This is a genomic window from Rhodococcus sp. IEGM 1305 (genome assembly GCF_030058635.1).
GTDB lineage: Bacteria > Actinomycetota > Actinomycetes > Mycobacteriales > Mycobacteriaceae > Rhodococcus_F > Rhodococcus_F opacus_D.
The window spans coordinates 436,022-451,868 of record NZ_JASHKX010000002.1 but is presented as its reverse complement, the minus strand read 5'-3'; the positions used below and the strand labels follow the sequence as shown (position 1 = coordinate 451,868).

The 15,847-nt window shown below is 67.6% G+C and carries 18 protein-coding genes; 7 read left to right on the top strand and 11 right to left on the bottom strand.

Translation table 11 applies throughout. The features are described from left to right. Positions 1-36 precede the first annotated feature (36 nt). Positions 37-1,053: a lipoyl synthase gene (gene lipA / locus QM693_RS05720; RefSeq protein WP_283351688.1), complete on the top strand. Its 1,017-nt coding sequence runs from the start codon at positions 37-39 to the stop codon at positions 1,051-1,053. Further along, positions 1,050-1,280, top strand: coding sequence for a hypothetical protein (locus tag QM693_RS05715; protein WP_283351687.1), 231 nt, complete (start codon positions 1,050-1,052; stop codon positions 1,278-1,280). Before lipA ends, QM693_RS05715 begins: the two co-directional genes overlap by 4 nt. A 16-nt stretch (positions 1,281-1,296) precedes the next feature. Here the strand turns inward: QM693_RS05715 and QM693_RS05710 are convergent, their stop codons facing one another. Further along, positions 1,297-2,499, bottom strand: a complete 1,203-nt coding sequence (locus QM693_RS05710; RefSeq protein WP_502942592.1) for a GAF domain-containing protein — start codon at positions 2,497-2,499, stop codon at positions 1,297-1,299. Positions 2,500-2,679: 180 nt separating this feature from the next. Between QM693_RS05710 and QM693_RS05705 the strand changes: the two genes are divergently transcribed. The 3 genes from QM693_RS05705 to QM693_RS05695 all read left to right on the top strand — a co-directional run bounded on the left by QM693_RS05705 (position 2,680) and on the right by QM693_RS05695 (position 4,601). Further along, complete coding sequence (locus QM693_RS05705) at positions 2,680-3,459, top strand: acetoin reductase (RefSeq protein ID WP_283351686.1); 780 nt, start codon at positions 2,680-2,682, stop codon at positions 3,457-3,459. A 92-nt stretch (positions 3,460-3,551) separates the two neighbouring features. Then, on the top strand, positions 3,552-3,785 hold the full coding sequence (locus QM693_RS05700) for a hypothetical protein (protein ID WP_105417380.1): 234 nt from the start codon (positions 3,552-3,554) through the stop codon (positions 3,783-3,785). Positions 3,786-4,256: 471 nt separating this feature from the next. Further along, a complete protein-coding gene (locus tag QM693_RS05695; protein ID WP_283351685.1) occupies positions 4,257-4,601 on the top strand; it encodes a hypothetical protein in 345 nt (114 codons plus the stop codon). A gap of 94 nt (positions 4,602-4,695) precedes the next feature. On the opposite strand, the gene katG is transcribed toward QM693_RS05695, so the two are convergent. From katG to QM693_RS05665, 6 genes are all read right to left on the bottom strand, one after another. Further along, positions 4,696-6,924 (bottom strand): catalase/peroxidase HPI, encoded by a 2,229-nt coding sequence (katG, locus tag QM693_RS05690; protein WP_283351684.1) that lies wholly within the window; start codon positions 6,922-6,924, stop codon positions 4,696-4,698. Positions 6,925-6,960: 36 nt separating this feature from the next. After that, the gene (locus tag QM693_RS05685; protein WP_005243590.1) at positions 6,961-7,404 is read right to left on the bottom strand and encodes a Fur family transcriptional regulator; all 444 of its coding nucleotides are present in this window, start codon (positions 7,402-7,404) and stop codon (positions 6,961-6,963) included. A gap of 115 nt (positions 7,405-7,519) precedes the next feature. Next, positions 7,520-8,098 (bottom strand): hypothetical protein, encoded by a 579-nt coding sequence (locus tag QM693_RS05680; RefSeq protein WP_283351683.1) that lies wholly within the window; start codon positions 8,096-8,098, stop codon positions 7,520-7,522. A gap of 607 nt (positions 8,099-8,705) precedes the next feature. Further along, a complete protein-coding gene (locus QM693_RS05675; protein WP_283351682.1) occupies positions 8,706-8,861 on the bottom strand; it encodes a hypothetical protein in 156 nt (51 codons plus the stop codon). A gap of 54 nt (positions 8,862-8,915) precedes the next feature. Then, positions 8,916-9,584 carry a response regulator transcription factor gene (locus tag QM693_RS05670; protein WP_283351807.1) on the bottom strand — a complete coding sequence of 223 codons (669 nt, stop codon included), beginning with the start codon at positions 9,582-9,584 and terminating at the stop codon, positions 8,916-8,918. 17 nt (positions 9,585-9,601) lie between these two features. Beyond that, positions 9,602-10,942: a sensor histidine kinase gene (locus tag QM693_RS05665; protein WP_349307486.1), complete on the bottom strand. Its 1,341-nt coding sequence runs from the start codon at positions 10,940-10,942 to the stop codon at positions 9,602-9,604. A 16-nt stretch (positions 10,943-10,958) separates the two neighbouring features. Between QM693_RS05665 and QM693_RS05660 the strand changes: the two genes are divergently transcribed. After that, positions 10,959-11,387: a hypothetical protein gene (locus QM693_RS05660; protein ID WP_283351680.1), complete on the top strand. Its 429-nt coding sequence runs from the start codon at positions 10,959-10,961 to the stop codon at positions 11,385-11,387. A gap of 22 nt (positions 11,388-11,409) precedes the next feature. Here the strand turns inward: QM693_RS05660 and QM693_RS05655 are convergent, their stop codons facing one another. Both QM693_RS05655 and QM693_RS05650 read right to left on the bottom strand, forming a co-directional pair. Next, positions 11,410-12,192 (bottom strand): TIM barrel protein, encoded by a 783-nt coding sequence (locus tag QM693_RS05655; RefSeq protein WP_283351679.1) that lies wholly within the window; start codon positions 12,190-12,192, stop codon positions 11,410-11,412. Between the two features lie 5 nt (positions 12,193-12,197). Then, positions 12,198-13,253, bottom strand: a complete 1,056-nt coding sequence (locus QM693_RS05650; RefSeq protein ID WP_283351678.1) for a Gfo/Idh/MocA family oxidoreductase — start codon at positions 13,251-13,253, stop codon at positions 12,198-12,200. A gap of 142 nt (positions 13,254-13,395) precedes the next feature. Here QM693_RS05650 and QM693_RS05645 point away from each other — a divergent pair, with 142 nt between their 5' ends. Next, positions 13,396-14,421, top strand: coding sequence for a LacI family DNA-binding transcriptional regulator (locus QM693_RS05645; RefSeq protein WP_283351677.1), 1,026 nt, complete (start codon positions 13,396-13,398; stop codon positions 14,419-14,421). A gap of 15 nt (positions 14,422-14,436) precedes the next feature. On the opposite strand, the gene QM693_RS05640 is transcribed toward QM693_RS05645, so the two are convergent. Together QM693_RS05640 and QM693_RS05635 are read right to left on the bottom strand one after the other, a co-directional pair. Further along, positions 14,437-14,802 (bottom strand): VOC family protein, encoded by a 366-nt coding sequence (locus tag QM693_RS05640; RefSeq protein ID WP_283351676.1) that lies wholly within the window; start codon positions 14,800-14,802, stop codon positions 14,437-14,439. A gap of 9 nt (positions 14,803-14,811) precedes the next feature. Continuing rightward, a complete protein-coding gene (locus QM693_RS05635) occupies positions 14,812-15,732 on the bottom strand; it encodes a LysR family transcriptional regulator (RefSeq protein ID WP_349307485.1) in 921 nt (306 codons plus the stop codon). Positions 15,733-15,847 lie beyond the last annotated feature (115 nt).

Genomic DNA, 15,847 nt, shown 5'->3' with positions numbered 1-15,847 from the left:
CCGCGGTTCGGCGGAACCACCCCCAGGAATCGACACGTGACTGCCACACCAGGATCATCGTCCGCTGCCGCGCAGGCGCCGCGCGGCCGTAAGCTGCTTCGACTGGAGATCCGGAATGCGGAGACTCCGATCGAACGCAAACCGAACTGGATCAAGACGAGAGCGAAGATGGGCCCGGAATACTCCGAGCTCGAGAGCCTCGTCAAGCGCGAGGGTTTGCACACCGTCTGCGAAGAAGCCGGCTGCCCCAACATCTACGAATGCTGGGAAGACCGCGAGGCGACCTTCCTCATCGGCGGGCAGCAATGCACCCGCCGCTGCGACTTCTGCCAGATCGACACCGGCAAACCCGACGACCTCGACGGCGACGAACCCCGCCGCGTCGCCGAATCCGTCCAGGCGATGGGACTGCGCTACTCCACCATCACCGGCGTCGCCCGCGACGACCTCCCCGACGGCGGCGCCTGGCTCTACGCCGAAACCGTCCGCCTGATCCACCAGCTCAATCCCGGCACCGGCGTCGAACTGCTCATCCCCGACTTCAACGCCAAGCCCGATCAGCTCGCCGAGGTGTTCTCCACCCGCCCCGAGGTGCTCGCCCACAACGTCGAAACCGTCCCCCGCATCTTCAAGCGGATCCGGCCCGCGTTCCGCTACCAGCGCAGCCTCGACGTGATCACCGCCGCCCGCGAAGACAACCTCGTCACCAAGTCCAACCTCATCCTCGGGATGGGCGAAACCCCCGACGAGGTCACCCAGGCGTTGCACGACCTGCACGACGCCGGCTGCGACATCATCACCATCACCCAGTACCTGCGCCCGTCGCCCCGCCACCACCCCGTCGAACGGTGGGTCAAGCCCGAAGAGTTCGTCGAGCACTCCAAGACCGCCGAGGAAATCGGGTTCGCCGGCGTCATGGCCGGACCCCTCGTCCGCTCCTCCTACCGCGCCGGCCGGCTCTACGCGCAGGCGATGGCCCACCACGGCCGCCCGCTCGCGGACTCCCTCACTCATCTCGCAGCCGTCCGACCCGACAGGAGTGTCAGCCCGTGATCAACGATTCCGTCATCGAAGACGCACAGGTCATCGAATTCGCCCGTCGCTGGCTGCCGTACGGCGGTGGCACCACCGGTGATCTCCTCGTCGAATTCGGTATGACACCCGCGTGCTACGTGGCCCGGCTCCGCAAGATCCTCGCCGGACCGGCCGGTCAGTGCCTCGACCCGCAACTGCGCGCCGACCTGGGCCGGTTCGTCGCCGTGCGATCGGCGAGGAGTTAGACACCGGGAAGGTTCGTCACCCGGCGACGTGCACGTCGACACCGTCCGCGAACCGATACGGATGGGTGGACAGAATTGGGCCGAGGCTCTTCCGGAGACGGGAGATCTCGGCGCGGACGGCCACCACGTGGTCGCGGTCACCGAACAGCAGGGCACTCAATGACGCGGCATCGATTCCAGCGGAACCCGTTTCGGCCAGCACTCGCAGGATCTGCGCGTGGCGGGGTGAGAGCGCTCGGGTCCAACTCGTGTCGCCTCGCACCGTTGCTCGCGGGGTGTCACCGAGATCGAGTTCCACTGCGATGGTCGTCGGTCTGCCTCCGCGGCGCACCAGCCAGCCGTCACCGAGCGGTTCCGGCATGCACACCCCCAACCCGGGCACGAGCAGGGGCGTGCCGAGACGCGGGGGCACCAACCGGTCGGGAACGGCCAACCCGCGTGCGTCGGCGACCCAGCCGTGCCGGTCCACCACGACGGCAGGCCCTGCGGTCGCCCCGAGCACCGGTGCGGCATGACCGCGGAGCTTCTCGAGAGTGATCGTGTGCTCCTGCCACAGTGTGGCCTCGGCCAACCGGACCGCCGTCTGCACCAGTGCCACCGTCGTCGGATGAACCGACATCGCCGAGCCACTGATGTCGACGACGCCGAGCACCTCACCGCTACGTGGATCGTGCACCGGAGACCCGGTACACGACCACCCGCAATGCGACCGCGCGTAGTGCTCTGCCGAGAACAGCTGCACGGGAGCATCTTCCACCAACGCTGTTCCGATGGAGTTCGTGCCCACCGCCCCCTCGGACCACCGGGCGCCCTCCATGAACCCCAGCGCGTCGGCGGCCTTTCGCACGCCGCGCGACCCTTCGCGCCACAACACCACCCCGTCGGCGTCCGCGATCACCACGATGAAGTTCGCGTCTTCCGCCACCTGTGTCAACGTGTTGCGAAGCTCGGGAAGGACCGATCGCAGAGCAGTTCGCGTACGCCGGGCCTCGACCTCGGCGTAGTCGGCGAGCACCACGTCCTCGCAGCGGTCGGGGCTGACCCCGTCCGCTTGTAGCCGCGACCACGATCGGCCGACGACGTCGCGCGGCTGCGCGGGCGGTTGACGTCCCGAGAGAACGGCATCGTGCACTTGACTCAACAACCTCGCGTGCCGGGGTAGATCGACGCCCGAGCCGACCGCGGGAAGGCGGTGCCGAACCGAACCGGAAGTACTCACCCGGCCGAGCCTACCGGGGATGCGGACGCCGAACCAGGGGCGGTTCCCCCATTTCCATTGGGGGCGAATGCAATCGACGGTCCACTCGACCACACTGCAACCGAGTGCAACCCTTGCAACCGCGCCGTGGAGAATGCTTGGCTCATCTGTGAGGACGATCACAACAGGCAGGAGTCAGGGATGAGCATCAAGGGCAAAGTCGCTCTGGTCACCGGCGCGGGGCAGGGCATCGGACGCGCGACCGCATTGCGATTGGCGTCGGACGGCGCCGACATCTCGCTCGTCGACGTCAACGGCGACCGGGTCGATGCGGTGGCCGACGAGGTCCGCACGGTAGGAGTGAAGGCGATCTCACTGGTCGCCGACGTGACGGACCGCGATCAGGTGCAGTCCGCCGTCGACCGGACCGAGCGCGAACTGGGCGGATTCGACATCATCGTCAACAACGCGGGAATCGCCCAGGTCAACCCGATCGCCGACGTGACACCGGAGGAGGTCTCACGCATCCTCGCCGTGAACGTCGAAGGCGTGCTGTGGGGTATCCAGGTCGGGGCAGCCAAGTTCCGGGAACGGGGACACGGCGGGAAGATCATCAACGCCTCGTCGATCGCCGGCCACGAGGGATTCCCGATGCTCGGCGTGTACTCGGCGACCAAGTTCGCGGTCCGCGGCCTCACCCAGGCCGCGGCGAAGGAGTATGCGTCGGACGGCATCACCGTCAACGCCTACTGCCCCGGCGTCGTCGGCACCGACATGTGGGTCACCATCGACGAACGCTTCGCGGCCCTCACCGGCGCGCCGAAGGGCGCCACGTTCGAGAAGTTCGTCGGCGGCATCGCCCTCGGTCGCGCGCAGACGCCCGAGGACGTCGCCGCGTACGTGTCGTATCTCGCCGGACCGGATTCCGACTACATGACCGGGCAGGCGGGACTGATCGACGGCGGCCTGGTGTACCGATAGGCCGCCACTCGCAGCGGGGTTTCACACCCGGATCCGCGGGTAGACGGACGTAGGGTGATGCGACAGCGCGTCCGGGGACGAAAGGGGCAGCCGTGGACGTCGACGACCTGGTCGAGCGCACCGGTCGGTTGCGGTTCGATCTGCAAGCACTCGAAAACCGCATCAAGGAGTTGACCGACGCGTTCGACCTGCTCGACAGCACAAGCGACGGCGCCTCGCGGGAACAGGTGATCGACAGCCTCAGCGATGCTCGGCTCGACCTGAGCACCGCGGACAGGCACCTCGAGACCGCGGTGCGTAACGCCGAGAGACTGTCGACCGGCTGAACCCTGCGCCGGATGACGGGCTCGTCATGTCGTCGACCCCCGTGCACCCCAGACAACCCGATCCCACCAACTGCTGAGCGGACTGGGGTCCGGCCACCGGATGGGCTCGTCCTCGCGCAGCTCCGTTATTCGGCGTTGCGCACTCTGATTCGATATTCCGCCTTCTTCTCGACGCACAGCTCTGCACCTCCCGAATTCCTGCGCGCCCGTCACGGCGGCGGGCGCGGCCCACTGTGCAAACCGGAATTTAGCACCGCCGCGTCCGAACGACCAGCTTCCCGACGCAGTAACCACTCGATAGCGGCCATCCAGGTTTCGGCGGGCAGCATCGAAACTGGCACTCAAGGTTGCCGAGTGCTAAATTTCTTCTGCACAGTGGTGGATGCGCTCGCCGAGGTGGCGGGCCATTTTGACGATCACGGGAGGTGTGTTGCTGTGCTGCGTTCCGATCGACTCGCCGAGGCTCGGCCGATGACCCGATCTTTGCTGGAAGTCCACAACGGATCGTCGCGACACAATCCCGACGGCTCCCCGGCACGATTCTCCCGGCTCGCCAGACCACAGCACCTGCGGGGCGAACGCTGGAGCGACATCTCGGTCATGCTGGGAGCCCTGTCGATAGTGATGTTCTGGATGTTCGGATTCGGCGTCGTTCTCGGCGTCTGCGCCGTCGCCGCCGGCATCGCCGCCAACCGGCACCCTGCCGTCGAAGGAAGCGAGCCGAAGTCCCTGGAAGCATTGCTGGGCATTCTCACCGGCGCTTTCGGAATCGCCGCCGGCACAGTCTTTCTCACCGCGGCACTCCCACATCTCTGACATACGCCACAAATCTGGCCCGACCCCCGTCGAGTATCCACTCGCGGGTGCCGGGCCAGACGACGGTTGATCGGCCGAGGCCGATCAACCATGATCAGTCGAGGTCGAACCGGTCGAGGTTCATCACCTTGTTCCAGGCAGAAACGAAGTCCTGCACGAACTTCTGCTGCGCGTCGTCGGTGGCATACACCTCGGCGAGAGCACGCAGTTGCGAGTTCGAACCGAACACGAGATCGACGGCGGTGGCGGTCCACTTGGCGTCACCCGTGACACGATCGGTGCCCTCGTAGACGTTCTCGGCCGAGGCCGCTCCCTTCCACACCGTACCCATGTCGAGGAGGTTGACGAAGAAGTCGTTGGTCAACGCCTCGGGCCGGTCGGTGAAGACGCCGTGCTTCGTTTGGCCGAAGTTGGCGTTCAGTGCACGCAGGCCACCGACGAGAACCGTCATTTCCGGAGCGGTCAGGTTCAACATGTAGGCCCGGTCGACCAGAAGTGCCTCGGCAGGCAACTTCTCCCCTGCCCGGAGGTAGTTGCGGAACCCGTCGGCCCTCGGCTCGAGCACGGCGAACGACTCCACATCGGTCTGCTCCTGTGTGGCGTCGGTACGACCCGGCGTGAACGGGACCGTGACATCGTGACCGGCGTTCTTCGCCGCCTTCTCGACAGCCGCAGCACCCGCCAGAACGATCACGTCCGCGAGTGAGACCTTCACTCCGCCGGACTGCGACGAGTTGAAGTCCTGCTGGATCTGCTCGAGGGTCTGCAGGATCGTGGACAGCTCGGCGGGGCTGTTGATCTCCCAATCCTTCTGCGGCGCAAGCCGGATCCGCGCCCCGTTGGCGCCGCCGCGCATGTCGGTGCTGCGGTGGGTGGCTGCCGACGCCCAGGCGGTGGACACCAACTGGGAGATGGACAGGCCCGAGTCGAGGATCTTGCCCTTGAGCGCGGCGATCTCGCTGTCCCCGATCAGCTGGTGATCGACCACGGGGACCGGGTCCTGCCACAGCTGCGCCTCCGGCACCCACGGGCCGAGGTAGCGCGTGACGGGTCCCATGTCGCGGTGCAGCAGCTTGTACCAGGCCTTCGCGAACTCCTCGGCGAACTCCTCCGGGTGGTCGAGCCAACGCCGGGTGATCTTCTCGTAGGCCGGGTCGATGCGCAGCGAGAGGTCCGTGGTCAGCATCGTCGGAGCACGTCCCGCCGACGAATCGAACGGGTCGGGAATCGTGCCCGCGCCTGCGCCGTCCTTGGCGGTCCACTGCCAGGCACCGGCGGGACTCTTGGTCAGCTCCCACTCGTAGCCGTACAGGACCTCGAGGAAGCTGTTGTCCCACTTCGTCGGTGTGGGGGTCCACACGACCTCGAGACCACTGGTGATCGCATCCTTGCCCACGCCGGTGCCGTAGGCACTCTTCCAGCCCAGGCCCTGCTGCTCGATCGGGGCGCCTTCCGGTTCAGGACCGACCAGGTCGGCGTCGCCTGCGCCGTGCGTCTTGCCGAAGGTGTGGCCGCCTGCGATCAGCGCAGCGGTCTCCACGTCGTTCATCGCCATGCGGCCGAACGTCTCCCGGATGTCGCGGGCGGCTGCCAGCGGATCCGGCTGGCCATTGGGCCCTTCCGGGTTCACGTAGATGAGACCCATCTGCACGGCCCCGAGCGGACCGGACAGTTCGCGATCGCCGCTGTAGCGCTCGTCGCCCAGCCAGGTGTCTTCCGGACCCCAGTACATCTCCTCGGGCTCCCAGATGTCCTCGCGGCCGAAGCCGAAGCCGAAGGTCTTGAACCCCATCGACTCCAGGGCGCAGTTGCCGGCGAAGACGAGGAGGTCCGCCCACGAGATCTGCTTGCCGTACTTCTGCTTCACCGGCCAGAGCAGCCGGCGGGCCTTGTCGAGGCTCGCGTTGTCGGGCCAGCTGTTGAGGGGGGCGAAACGCTGGGCGCCCTGACCGCCACCGCCGCGACCGTCCGCGATGCGGTAGGTGCCTGCGGCGTGCCAGCTCATCCGGATGAAGAGGCCGCCGTAGTGGCCGTAGTCGGCGGGCCACCAGTCCTGCGAGGTCGTCATCAGATCGATGACGTCGCGCTTGAGTGCCTCCACGTCGAGCTTGGCGAACTCCTCGGCGTAGTCGAAGTCCACGCCCATCGGGTTCGACTTGGACGTGTGGGCGTGCAACACCGACAGCTCCGGCTGGTTCGGCCACCAGTCGCGGTTCGTCCTCGGGCGGTGCGCCGCCGGAGTGGGAGACGGGATTACGGGGTTTTCACTTTCACTGGTGCTCTGAGTGTTTCCCTCATGAGCGACCGGGCAGCTATCGGACACAACATTCCTTCCGGGAGAGACCAATCTGGGCTGTGGTCATGGGTTCGATCGAGAAGTCTGTGAAGTCGAGCAGTCGGGGCACAGACCCCAGTAGATGACCTCGGCCTCCTCGACGAGGAAACCGTTGTCGTCGGACGCGGTCAGGCAGGGCGCCTCGCCGACGGCACAGTCGACGTCCGCAATGACCCCACACGACCGGCAGATGACGTGGTGGTGATTGTCTCCGACCCGCGACTCGTACCGAGCAACGGAGCCGGGCGGCTGAATCCGCCGCACCAATCCCACAGCGGTCACTGCGTGCAGCACGTCGTACACGGCCTGCCGGGACACCCCTTCCAGAACGGTGCGCACCGCTCCGAAAATCGTCTCCGTATCGGCATGTGGACGCGCGTGCACGGCCTCCAACACCGCGACCCGCGGGCGGGTCACGCGAAGCTCAGCCCCACGCAGCAGCGCTGCGTAATCCGGCATCGACGGCACCCACCCACTATGACTTACTTTTCTGGACTCAGCCAAGACTTTGCGGAAACAATTTGCCGTGACTTCGACTCACGCACAACTGGCCCGTTGGCCGACCACGGCTCTGACGAACTCTTCAGGGAAGCTCGAAGGTGACGACGACCGAGGGCCTCGAATCCGGCGACGACAGTCCGATCGTGCCGCCCGACGGCACGAGGGAGAGTCCGCCACCTCCGCCACCCGGTGGCTCGTTCGCCTCGCCGGTGCCACCGATCCGTCCCCCGGCGGCGCCTCCGCCGCCGCCGTACCAGCCGGCCCCGCCACCGCCCCCGGCCCCGATCCCGTCGCCGACGGCCTCCGGTAGCGTCGCACCGGAACTTCCTGCGCTGCCGCCGTATCCGGGACCACCGGCAAGACCCGCCGGGCTCGACCCGTCGGATCCGAACACGGGCTGTCCGCCGCCTTCCACGAACGAGCCGTAGCCCCCTCCCGCCGCGATGACCAGCGGCAGTTCGATTCGATGCGGAACCAGCACGCTCGACCTTCCGGTGTCGAGGACGACAGCCGAAAGACCTCCCCCGTCACCGCCGTTCACATTCGGCGGAGTGGTGTTGCGGCGCCAGTCGGTGGTTCCGCCGCTGCCCCCGCCGCCCTCGACCTGCGTCAGAGTGTCCGATCCGCCGCCGTGCCCGTTCTCGCCGACCCGGACGTACACCGTCGATCCCGGAACGAGCCAGGCGTCACGGCTACCGCTCCCCGGCCGCCGGGACCGACCGTGCTGCAACAGCTATCACCGCCTCGGCCTCCGACCGCCTCGATGTGCACCTTCCCGACGCCGTCCGGAATCCTCAGTGGAACACCGTGAATACCTCCGGAAGGAGGCACTTCGCCGGTGTTGTCGGTGTACGTGCAGGTGACCGTCTTCTGGGACTGGACGCACTGCGACGGCAACTCCGCCGCTGCCACTCCCGAACCCGCGAAGACCGCCAGCCCGCCGGCGGCGGAACCCACCGCCGCGGCCATACCGAGACGCCGCACCTTCGATACCGACCCCATACGCTCACCCTCCCCGGTCGCGCACCGGCCCTGTGACCGGTTCCCACTCGACTGTAATCGCGCACCTCATCCCACGCACGATTCTTCGATACGGCACGGCCGCAACGTGACTGGGAGTGCCCGTCCCTTTCAGGTGCGAGCGACGACGGGAGAGGTCAATAACGTGGTGATCCCGAGAATGAGTGTTGACGTCCGGTCCCGCATTCACCTTCGGCCTCCCTCCACGCGATTCGTCGTCGCCGGTGTGCGCCTTGCGTGCGAGCCTGTCAGTACCAGTACTGTCGTCCGCCGACCTTGCGGCCCCGCAATCCGACGAGCAGGAGAACGAGGCCGACGACGCCGACGACGAGGCCTGCGATCCACAGTGACGAGATCTTGACGATCAGGCCGATGACGATGAGAACCACACCGATTGCGATCATGATCGATTCCTTCGTGGGGGTGAACGAATACTAAGCGCAGAATGCGGCCCGGCGTCAGGAAACGCGCTCCGGCCCGGCGTCGCCCGGGGAGACGATGCCGTGATCGAAGGCGTACACGATGGCGGCCGCGCGGTCGCGGAGATCGAGTTTGAGGAAGATGTGCCCGACGTGACTCTTCACGGTCACGCCCGAGATACCCAGCTCACGGCCGATCTCACTGTTGCTGTGCCCACGCCCGATGAGCGCGAGCACATCGAGTTCCCGCGCAGTCAGCTCGGTGAGGTGGTTCCGGCCCCCGTCGGACGACGGCGCGACGGTGCGGTACGTGGCGAGAACGCGTCCGGTCACCGCGGGGTCGAGGCAGGCGCCGCCCTCGGCGACGGTGCGTACGGCGCGAATCAGGTCCTCGGCAGGCGAATCCTTGAGGATGAACCCTGCCGCACCCGCGCGGAGCGACCCGGACAGCAGTTCGTCGTCGTCGAACGTGGTGAGCACCAGCACCGGCGGCGGCTGCGCTCCCGACCGGAGATCGCGGGTCGCGCGGATACCGTCGACCTTCTTCATCCGGAGGTCCATGAGCACGACGTCCGGGGTGTGCTCCGCCACCGCGCCCGGCACCTCCGAGCCGTCGGCGCATTCGCCGACGATGATGAAGCCGTCCTTGCGCCGCAGGATCCGGCGCAGCCCCGACCGCACCAGTTCCTGGTCGTCGACCAGCAGCACCCTGATCTCCGGGCCCGTCACGACAGTCCCGGGATGTGACGGAGAATCGCTGGCCGGCAGGAGCCTCGGGGCAATGGAACCGCGGCGTGCACCGACCATCCCCTGCCGTCCGGGCCGGCGCGGAATGTGCCACCGAGCAGCGCGGCGCGCTCACGCATGCCCCGCAGACCGGAACCGAGTGAGCCGTTCGGTGGGGTCACCCGACCTCGGGTCGGGTTGCGGATATCCAGCGTCACGCGTTCCGGCTCGATCGTCAGTCGCACGTCGGCACTGGCGCCGGGTGCATGTTTGGCGACGTTTGCCAGCGACTCCTGCGTGATGCGGTAGATGCCGAGACCGACTGCGCCGGTCACGGCAGAGAGGTCCCCGCGCATGTCGAAGGCCACCGGCAGACCCGCACGGCGGAAGTCGTCGATCAGATCGGGAAGATCGGCGACACCCGGCTCGGGACGGGTGCCCGCCGGACCTGCGTCGAGCAACCCGACGGTGCGCCGGATGTCGGCCATCGCCTGCCGCCCGAGTCGCTCGGCGTCGGAGAGCGCGTCCACTGCGTCGTCGACGTCGCGGTCCTGCTCGAGCGCGCGGCGGGCCGCGGTCAGATGCAGCAGCGTGATGCTCAGCGAGTGGGCGATGACGTCGTGAACCTCGCGAGCGATTCGCTGGCGCTCACGGGTGGCGGCCTGCTCGGATTGGATCGCCTTCGAGGCCCGCTCCTGATGAAGGAGGCGCAACTGTGTGAGCATCAGGTAGCCGAAGGCCCAGCCCAGCACGACTCCGGCGAGAGCGTAAGGCGCACCGTCGAGTCGGCCCGTCAGTGCAAACGCAGTCAGGACTGCCATCGCGGCAGCCAAGGTGGCGAGACTGACGGCCAGTGACGCCGTTGCCGCGACCTCGGCGGTCAGGATCACCAGGATGAGCGGCGCGAAGTCGAACGCGGTGTCGGGTTGCTGCAGAAGCAGCAGTGCGGCCGCAGCGATGACGACGACGGCCAGGAACGGACGCGGAAGCACCGCTCCCGGTCTGATCATGTCTCCCGCAACGGGGGTCACCGCGGCGACCAGGCCACACAGCAGGACCCACCCCGGCGGCACGAAGCCGTCGCGTTGCGCGACAGCGGCACCGGCGATGACAACGACGGCGATGTGCGCGAACACCGGCACAGCGAGCGGATAGTCGTACTCACTCTCCGCCACGCGTCGACGAAAAAATGCCGTCACCTGCACACGACCAGCGTAGGCGAAGACCCACCCGCACCGCGTCCTCTCCGGAGCGGAGATCCCCTCCGCCCACGGTAGGAGACGAGAACGCGACCGTGGCACGGCGAAACCGCTGCCGCGGATCCGTAGCGTTGCCGTCATCAACGAAACTACGGAGGTGGCCGAGATGTCGTGGAACGATTTCCGTGCACGCCGGGCGGTACTGGAAGAAGTCCTGGGGCGGGCGCACGCCGACCCCGCACAGGCGTTGCGGTTCGACGAAGTACCCGGCGCGATCGAGCTTTTCGGCTCGGCCGACAACATCCTTCTCGCACTTCAGCACCGGTGGAGCAACCACCTCGCGGCCCGCCTCGACCAGGCGGTCGAGGACGGCACCCCCCTGAATGCGACGTGGAAAGCGCTGGCCGCCGAGCAACCGGCGTTGCGCGCGCTCCTCGACACCGCGGCCGCCTCCTCCCTGCGGTTGCGCGGGTCCCAACGCGCGGAGCAGCGGATGATCGAGGCTCACCACACCGGTCGTCTGTCCGGGCAGCGGATCGAGCAGCGGCCGATCGGCGCGCGAACGCCGACGATGACCCCCGCGTGACAGACGGGCGGCCAGGACATCCCTACGGCTGCGCGAATGCCGCCTCGAACGCGTCGAGCGCATCGTCCGGATCGTTCTTCGCCCACCCTTCGAGTCCGACGACGCCGGTGTAGCCGAGGTCGCGGAGGGCGGCTGCGACAGCCGGGTAGTGGATTTCGCCGGTTCCGGGTTCGCAGCGTCCGGGGACGTCGGCGACCTGGATCTCCCCTATGTAGGGCAGTGCCTTCCGGACGAGTTCGATGAGGTTCCCCTCGCCGATCTGGGCGTGATAGAGATCGAGATTCATGCGCAGGTGAGGGTTGTCGACCGCCCGGACGAGAGCGAGAGTGTCGGCCGCGGTCGCGAACGGGGTGCCAGGATGATCGACGGCGAGGTTGAGGTTCTCGAGCGTGAACACCCGCCCCGCCTGTTCGCCGAGTTCGGCGACCTTCCGCAGAGTGTCGGCGGCGGTCAGCCACATTGCGGGCGTGACCGTTTCCACCGGACGGACGGGCAGTCCCCGGTTGTCCAGCCCGGTTCCGTGCAGATTCAGTCGCGGGCAGTCGAGCCGCTTCGCGACGTCGAGGGACTGCTGCGCCGTGGTGAGCAGAGCCTCGATGCCGTCGGCTTCGGTGAGGTTGCCCTCCAGATAGCCGGTCATCGAGGAGAATTCGGCGCCGCCGGCGGCGAGAGCGTCGATGTCTTTGGTGGACCAGTCCCAGATCTCGACCTGGAGACCGCGTTCGGCGATGCGGTGGACGCGGTCCAGGAACGGCAGGTCGAGGTAGAGCATTTCGGCGCTGGCGGCGAGCGCATAGGTGGTCATCGGTGTCACCGGTCCAGGTCGACGGCGGAGCCGGTCTCGACGCTGCGGACGGCGGCGAGTGCGATCGACAGCGCGGTGCGGGCGTCGTGGCCTGTGACGACCGCCGGTGTGTGGGTGCGGATCGCGTCGACGAAGGCGGTCAGTTCCCCCACGTACGCGGAGTGCAGGAGGTCGGTGTCGCGGCGCGCGGTGTCGGCGTGCAGCCCGTCGGGGCCGTAGTACGTCATGTCGGTGCTGAGCCCGCTGCCTGCGGTGATCATGCCGCCGGAGCCGAACACCTCGGCGCGCACGTCGTATCCGTACAGCGCACTGAAGCTTGCCTCCGCCGTGGCGATGGCGCCGTTGTCGAACTGGACCGTCACCACTGCGGTGTCGAGGTGGCCCGAGCTCTTGGCGTCCGGTCGTACCAGGGCGTCGGCCACGGCGTGCACCCGCACCGGGCGTGCGCCGGGGTTGAGGAAGCAGAGGGTGTCGAAGTCGTGAATGAGCGTTTCGAGGAAGATCGTCCACTGGGGAACGCGTGCCGGATCGGCGGTGTACGGCCCGGGATCGCGGGTCAGCGAACGCAGCAGCTGCGGGGTTCCGACCTTCTGCGCGTCGATCGCGGCGCGGGCGGCGGCGAATCCGGGAGCGAATCGGCGATTGAACCCCACCTGCAGGACGATGCCGGCGTCGGCGGCCGCCGCGATGGCGCGGTCGGCATCGGCGAGGGTCACTGCCATCGGCTTCTCGACGAACACGTGCTTGCCGGCGGCCGCGGCCGCGACGACCAGATCCGTGTGGCTTCGCGCGGGGGCGGTGATCAGCACCGCATCGACCTCGTCGCCGGTGAGGACGTCGTCGACGGTCGCGGTGGCGATCGGCGCTCCCAACGCGGTGGCGAGGCGCTGCGCGGACTCGCCGACCGGGTCGCTGACGGCGACGAGCGACGCCCCGGGGACCAGGCGGGCCACGATCTCCGCGTGATTCGAGCCGATGCGTCCGGCACCGATCGTCGCGATGCGGACCGGGTGGGAAGCGGGCGCCGTCGAGTGGACGGTTGCGGCTTCGCTGAGTGACATGGGTGCGCTCCAGTGCAGTGGAAGGGTGGAGGTAGAGGAGAACTAGTACGTTCTAGTTCTAGACCGTAGGACTCGTGCGATCATTGGTCAAGAGCAGCTTCGAGCGGACAGCGCGGGGCCCGGGAGGACAGGAGTCGTGCACGTGGTCGAACCGGTGGCGGGATCGACCGGTGGCGCCCGTCCGACGATGGGCGATGTGGCGCGAGCGGCAGGAGTCTCCACAGCGCTCGTCTCGATCGTGATGCGGGGAGTTCCCGGCGCCAGCGAGGCCACTCGCAGGCGGGTGCTCGACATCGCCGACGAGATGGGCTACGTCCCCGACCGTCGCGCACAGAAACTGCGCCAGGCCAGTTCCCGGTTGCTCGGAGTGGTGTTCGAACTGCAGCAGCCGTTCCACGGCGATGTCGTCGAACAGATCTACGCGGCGGCCACCCGCCGGGGATACGACGTGATGCTCAGCGCGGTCGCGCCGAGTCGTGCCGAGAAGGTCGCCGTCCAGGCGCTCTTGCGGGAGCGCTGCGAGGCCGCGATCCTCCTCGGCACCCGGTTCGACAGCGACGAGCTCGGCGCGCTGGCCGACCGCGTGCCCGCCCTCGTCGTGGCGCGCGCGAGCGGCCTGCCCGGAGTCGGTGCCGTGCGGGGCGACGACGTCGCCGGCATCACCCTGGCCGTCGACCACCTCACCGAACTCGGACACCGGAACATCGCGCACATCGACGGCGCCGACGCTCCCGGCGGTGCCGACCGGCGGGCCGGATTCCTGGCCGCGATGCACCGGCACGGACTGTCGGCTTCGGCAACGGTCGTGGCGGGCGGTACGACGGAAACCGAAGGCGCACAGGGCATGCACAAACTTCTGGAGATGGCCACTCCCCCGACCGCCGTCGTCGCCTTCAACGACCGGTGCGCCACCGGCGTGCTCGACCTACTGGTCCGCCGGGGCCGGGACGTGCCCGCGGACATCTCCGTCGTGGGCTACGACGACTCCCGCCTGGCGAGGATTCCGCACGTGCAGATGACGACGATCTCCCAGGACGCGACGCGCATGGCCGAGGCCGCCGTCGACGGAGCGCTGGCTCAGATCGCCGGCGACAAGGCCGTCGACCTCGTGCTCGCACCGCACCTCGTCCGACGCGCGACCACCGGCCCTGTCGCACACCGCGACTAGATCCTCTGCCGGATACTAGGCCGACGACCAGACACCGAGTTCGTTGCCACTCGGATCGGTGAAGTGAAAGCGGCGCCCGCCGGGAAAGTCGTACGGGCCGTTGACGACGGTGCCACCGGCCGCCCGCACCGCATCCACCGACGCGTCGAGATCCACCGAGTACAGCAGCACCAGCGGTCCGCCTGCCGGCTTCCGTTCCGGAACCTGCAGCAGGCCGCCGACTTCCTCACCGTCCGCACCGACGATGCCCGCGTACTGCGGGCCGTAGGAGTTGAATTTCCAGCCGAATGCCGAGCGGTAGAACGCTTCCGCGTCCGCGAGGTCCGTGACCGACAACTCCACGTAGTTCAGTCGATGATGATCTGCGCGAGAAGGTGACATGCCGGAACTCTAGCCGGAATCGGTTCCTCGATCAGGAGTTCGGTCGGCGAGAAGCATGTTCACGAAGCCGCGGGTGCTCGCCGTCTGGGGTCGGCCGGCGACCTGAACGAGGGAGATGGTGCGTTCGACCGTCGGCTGCAGGGGTATGTGGACGAGTCCGGCGAACGAGATCATGGGAAGCACGAGTTCGGGTACCGCGGTGACGCCGAGCCCGGCCGCCGCCAGTCCCGCTACCGCGCCGATGTTCTGCGCCTGCATGACGGGACCGAGTTCGATGCGTGCGTCCTCGACGGCCCGGCGGACGGGCGCCGCGATGCTGCTCTCGGGTCCGAACGCGATGAACGGCTGTCCGGCGAGATCCGACCACAGCAGTACCGGCCGATCGGCGAACGGATGTGTCGGCGCGACAGCGCAATAGAAGGAGTCGCTCGTCAGGACGTCCTGCTGCAGCCCGGGCAGAATGCCCGAGGTGGTGACCAGGGCGAGGTCGACCGTGCCCGAGTACACGGCGTCGAGAACCTCCTGACGTAGTCCGTCCCGGATCTGGAGGCGCACGTCGGGGTGCTGCTCGCGGAAGCTCACCACGTACGGGGGAAGGAACGTGGCCGCGAGCGAGGGCAGGCATGCCACCGTCACGATTCCGCGGTCGCCGTTGACGAATCGTTCGATCTGAGTGAGTCCGTCGTCGAAATCGTGGAGCATCCGCCGGGCGTGTTCGATGATCTCGTGCCCGTGCGTGGTCAGCTCGACACGGCGAGTGGTGCGTTCGAACAGCGTGACGTCGAGTCTGCGCTCGGCCTCGGCGACCGAGCGGCTCAGCGAGGACTGAGACACGTCGAGTGCGTGGGCCGCCGCGGTGAAGCTCGCGTAGTCGGCGATGGCGACGATGCTCCTCAGGTGAGAAATCCCGAGATTGATGCTCATGCGCATCAGTATGGCGGGTATTCATGCTGGGATATTCATGAGTTGAACTCATGAATCGATCATTCATTGATATTTGACGCACAATTGTGAGGCGCGCGACACTGGGATTCCATTTCGAAGG

What these genes read in the sequence shown, in the direction of transcription:
- QM693_RS05675 (WP_283351682.1), bottom strand. Translation starts at nt 8,861, where the DNA reads ATGATCGCAATCGGTGTGGTTCTCATCGTCATCGGCCTGATCGTCAAG.
- QM693_RS05705 (WP_283351686.1), top strand. Translation starts at nt 2,680, where the DNA reads ATGAGCATCAAGGGCAAAGTCGCTCTGGTCACCGGCGCGGGGCAGGGC.
- QM693_RS05640 (WP_283351676.1), bottom strand. Translation starts at nt 14,802, where the DNA reads ATGTCACCTTCTCGCGCAGATCATCATCGACTGAACTACGTGGAGTTG.
- QM693_RS05655 (WP_283351679.1), bottom strand. Translation starts at nt 12,192, where the DNA reads ATGACCACCTATGCGCTCGCCGCCAGCGCCGAAATGCTCTACCTCGAC.
- QM693_RS05665 (WP_349307486.1), bottom strand. Translation starts at nt 10,942, where the DNA reads ATGACGGCAACGCTACGGATCCGCGGCAGCGGTTTCGCCGTGCCACGG.
- QM693_RS05650 (WP_283351678.1), bottom strand. Translation starts at nt 13,253, where the DNA reads ATGTCACTCAGCGAAGCCGCAACCGTCCACTCGACGGCGCCCGCTTCC.
- QM693_RS05635 (WP_349307485.1), bottom strand. Translation starts at nt 15,732, where the DNA reads ATGCGCATGAGCATCAATCTCGGGATTTCTCACCTGAGGAGCATCGTC.
- QM693_RS05695 (WP_283351685.1), top strand. Translation starts at nt 4,257, where the DNA reads ATGACCCGATCTTTGCTGGAAGTCCACAACGGATCGTCGCGACACAAT.